This is a genomic window from Mycobacterium sp., assembly GCF_050701675.1.
Taxonomy (GTDB): Bacteria; Actinomycetota; Actinomycetes; order Mycobacteriales; family Mycobacteriaceae; genus Mycobacterium.
Genome location: NZ_JBOGDD010000363.1, coordinates 1 through 3,494 on the forward strand (window position 1 = coordinate 1; position 3,494 = coordinate 3,494).

Here is a 3,494-nt window from a genome sequence, read left to right on the forward strand (position 1 = left end):
CCGTCGAGGAGGGCCAGTGCGCCTTCGTCCCCCAGCTTTACGACGACTTCGGCGGGCCCGAGTGCGCTGAGTGCCTTGCTGAGTTCGGTTGCATCGGTGCAGTCCTCGTACTTCGCGCCGAGTACGAGTCGGGCCTCGTCGGCGCCGGCGAACAGCAGATCGGCGCTCCGGGCCAGGTCGGACAGCACCGGTCGGGCGATATCGGGCGGCCAGAGCGTGGCGCGGTAGTTGACGTCGAACGAGACGGGTACGCCGTGCGCGCGTGCGACGTCGATCGCGTGGTAGGTGGCTGCACGCGGTGCAGGACCCAGGGACGGCGTGATTCCGGTGACGTGCAGGACCGACGCGCCGGCGATCGCCGTGTCGTCGATGTCATCGACGCAGAGCGCGGAGCCGGCGCCCCCAGCGCGGTAGTACCAGACGTTGACCCCGCCGCCAGGTGGGCGTTCCTTGATCATCAGGCCCGTCGAGCGGTCTGGGTCACGCACAGCACGGACGATGACACCCTCGGCCCTGATCTCTCGAATCACCTTGTCACCCAGAGGGTCGTGTCCAACCCGGCCCATCCAGACCACCGGCACATCCAGACGCGCCATGGCGATCGCGACGTTGCTCTCCGCGCCACCGATTCCCACCGAGAGGCTGGGCAGGTGCGAAAGGTGCCCGACGGTATCGGCGGCGAACAACCCCATCGTCTCGCCGAAGGTCACGGCCGGCGCCGTCATTATCCCGATCCCGCCGCGGGCGCCTCGGTTGTCACGAGGCCAGGCAGGACGGCCCGATGGGGCTGAACGTCTTATAGCCCAACAGAAACTCCTGATGCCCAAGGGCTTCTGACTTGGTGACGGCCCCGGCCGCGGTCTGGACGACCAGCTCGAAGATCTCGGCGCCCACCTCGTCGAGGTCGGCGCCGTCGAGCACCCGGCCCGCGTCGACGTCCATGTCGCCGGTCATCGCACGGTAGGTGTCGGGGTTGGCGCACACCTTGATCACCGGCGAAATTGCCGATCCCACAACGGATCCGCGACCGGTGGTGAAGAGGATGACATGCGCGCCGCAGGCGATCAGCTCGACGATCTCCACCGTGTCGTTGATGTTGGGATAGCCGAAGGTCGGTGGGCCGTCGGGCACCACGTCGAGCAGGTAGAGCCCGCCGACCGGCGGTATGTCGCCTGGCTTGAGGATCCCGACGATTGGGGAGGATCCGCTCTTGGCGTACGCGCCGAGCGACTTCTCCTCGATGGTGGTGAGGCCGCCCTCGACGTTGCCTGGCGCGATGCTGGCATGTCCGAGCGCTTCGTAGTAGGCGGCCGCCTTGTCGACGGTCGCGACGATCTCGGTGCCGAGCTCCGCGGTGGCCGCCCGGTCCCGCATGTGTTCCTCGCACCCGATCAACTCGCCGGTCTCTTCGAAGACGCAGCGCGCCCCCGCGGCGACCAGCTGATCGAAGGCCCTGCCCACCGCCGGGTTGGCGGTGAGACCGCTGGTCCCGTCGGAGCCGCCGCAAATGGTTCCGACGACGAGGTCGCCCCATCCCATCGCCGTCCGTGGTGTGGCGGCGAGCGATTCGAGCGCTTCGCGCACCGCGCTGCGGCCTGCCGCGATCGTGGCGGCGCTACCGCCGGACTTCTGAATCACCAGGGTCTGCACCCACCGGCCGCTCGCCGCGATGCGCGACGCCAGGGTCTCCCGGTCGAAGCTCTCGCAGCCCAGTGAAACCAGCAGCACCCCACCGACATTGGGGTGTGTGCACACCCCGGTCATGATTCGTTCGGCGTAGTCGTTGGGGTAGCAGCCGGGAAATCCGATGACGTGGACCGCTTCGTCACGAAAGGGTGCGGCGATCTCGCGGCAGACGAAGTGCGCGCACTCCACCAGGTAGGCCACGGCCACGACGTTGCGGATTCCGACCCGGCCGTCTGCTCGCAGGTAGCCGCTCATGGTGCCGTTCTGACTCATGTCGTCGTTCCTTCCCAATGGGCTCCGGTGGACTGGACGCCGCCCCGCAGATGTGCCGGAATGTAATTGCTGGCGAGGTTGTGGGTGTGGACGTGTTGGCCGCGATGCACGGCCTCGATGGCGGTGCCGATGACCGCGCCGTACTTGCGCACGGGGCTTCCCACTGCCAGGTCGGTGCGCGCGACCTTGTGCCCAACGGGGAGTTCACGGTCGGCGATCACCGGATGCCCGTCGATGACCAGCTCGGTGCCCGCCTCGATCGGTCTGCGCACGGCCAAGGTGTTGTCGTTGGGGTGGAGCAGGAGTAGCTCCCGCGAGATGGATACCGCCGTCACCTTGTTTCCGCTTGTCACAGGACGCCGTAGTGGGACCAGACTTCGCCGAGCGTCTTGCCGGCCAGCAGGTCGGTGAGGACTTCTGATTCGGCGGCGGCGCGCGCGTTGGCGCGTTCGACCACTTCGGCTTCCACGACCGAGGGGATGGCGACGATACCGTCGTCGTCGGCGATCATCAGCTCGCCCGGTTCGATCAGCACGCCGGCACAGTTGACCGGTTCACCGGTGGCCACCACCCTCATTCGAGCTCGATAGTCCAGAGGTCGGCTACCTGCGGAGAACACCGGGAAGCCCAGCGCCGCGATCTTCGGGGTGTCCCTGACATAGCTGTCGCAGATGGCCCCAACTGCACCGCGGCCCACGGCAGCAGCGGAGAAGAGTTCACCCCAGTACGCGGTGCGATCGTTGGCAGCGGTGGCGATCACCGCGATGTCGCCTGGCTTCATCGCGTCCATGAACTCGATGAACTCGCGGTAGGGATCGTCCTGATCGTGCTCGATCGGCGCAAATTGGATCGGATGGGCCCGGCCCACGATTCGGACGCCCTCGCGAAGCGGTCGGATGCCCGCGGCCAGGACGTGGCCCCGAGCGCCGCTGGCATCGAGTGAGTCGGACACCTGCGCCGCGCTCACCGTCGGACCTAGCTGGACTGCACCCACCGCTGCACCTCAATCGGGACGTCGACGACACCTGGCCGAACGGCTCCAGGTGGTTCGAACCATATCCGCCGGATTTCAGTGCGTCAAACAATTGGCAGGGCCAATTCACCGAATGGGTGGGCGGTCGCTAGGTCGCGCCGGGGTCTTCCGGAGCATTGTCACGCAGGAAGGCCTCGACGTCGGCCACGTGGGCCGCGGCGTAGGCAGCCGCCTGGGCGGGATCGCGATCGCGAAGCGCACGGAAGATGGCGCGGTGCTGGTCCCAGGCTCGCTCGAATACGCCGGCCTGTGCGTATCCGCGCCAGACGCGGGCGCGAAACGTCTTGTCGCTGAGCGCTTCCAGCAATGCCGCCAACACGGGGTTGCCGGCAATCTCGGCGATCACCAAGTGGAACCGGACGTCGGCTGCGGTCACCGCTTCGACGTCGCCGTCCCCGCTCTGCGGGTCGTGGTGCATCTCGTCGAGGCACTCCTGCAGACGCTCGAGGCCGGCCGCGTCGATTCTGGCCGCGGCCTGTGCGGTCGCCTCGGATTCCAGTAC

Annotated in this window: 5 protein-coding genes; all 5 read right to left on the minus strand. The window is 67.5% G+C overall.

Going from position 1 to position 3,494, the window contains the following annotated elements; genetic code table 11:
- Positions 1-725 (minus strand): sugar kinase (locus ACRDUX_RS10650; RefSeq protein WP_526413659.1); only part of this gene is annotated, 725 nt, incomplete at its 3' end.
- Positions 726-756: 31 nt separating this feature from the next.
- Entirely contained in the window at positions 757-1,959 is a 1,203-nt protein-coding gene (locus ACRDUX_RS10655) for a UxaA family hydrolase (protein WP_526413661.1), read from the minus strand.
- Entirely contained in the window at positions 1,956-2,294 is a 339-nt protein-coding gene (locus ACRDUX_RS10660; protein WP_526413663.1) for a UxaA family hydrolase, read from the minus strand. The genes ACRDUX_RS10655 and ACRDUX_RS10660 overlap by 4 nt, the downstream gene beginning before the upstream one ends.
- Positions 2,295-2,308: 14 nt before the next feature.
- A complete protein-coding gene (locus ACRDUX_RS10665; protein ID WP_526413665.1) occupies positions 2,309-2,953 on the minus strand; it encodes an RraA family protein in 645 nt (214 codons plus the stop codon).
- A 127-nt stretch (positions 2,954-3,080) separates the two neighbouring features.
- Positions 3,081-3,494, minus strand: a 414-nt coding sequence (locus ACRDUX_RS10670; RefSeq protein ID WP_526413667.1) for a FadR/GntR family transcriptional regulator, incomplete at its 5' end; no start/stop codon positions are given.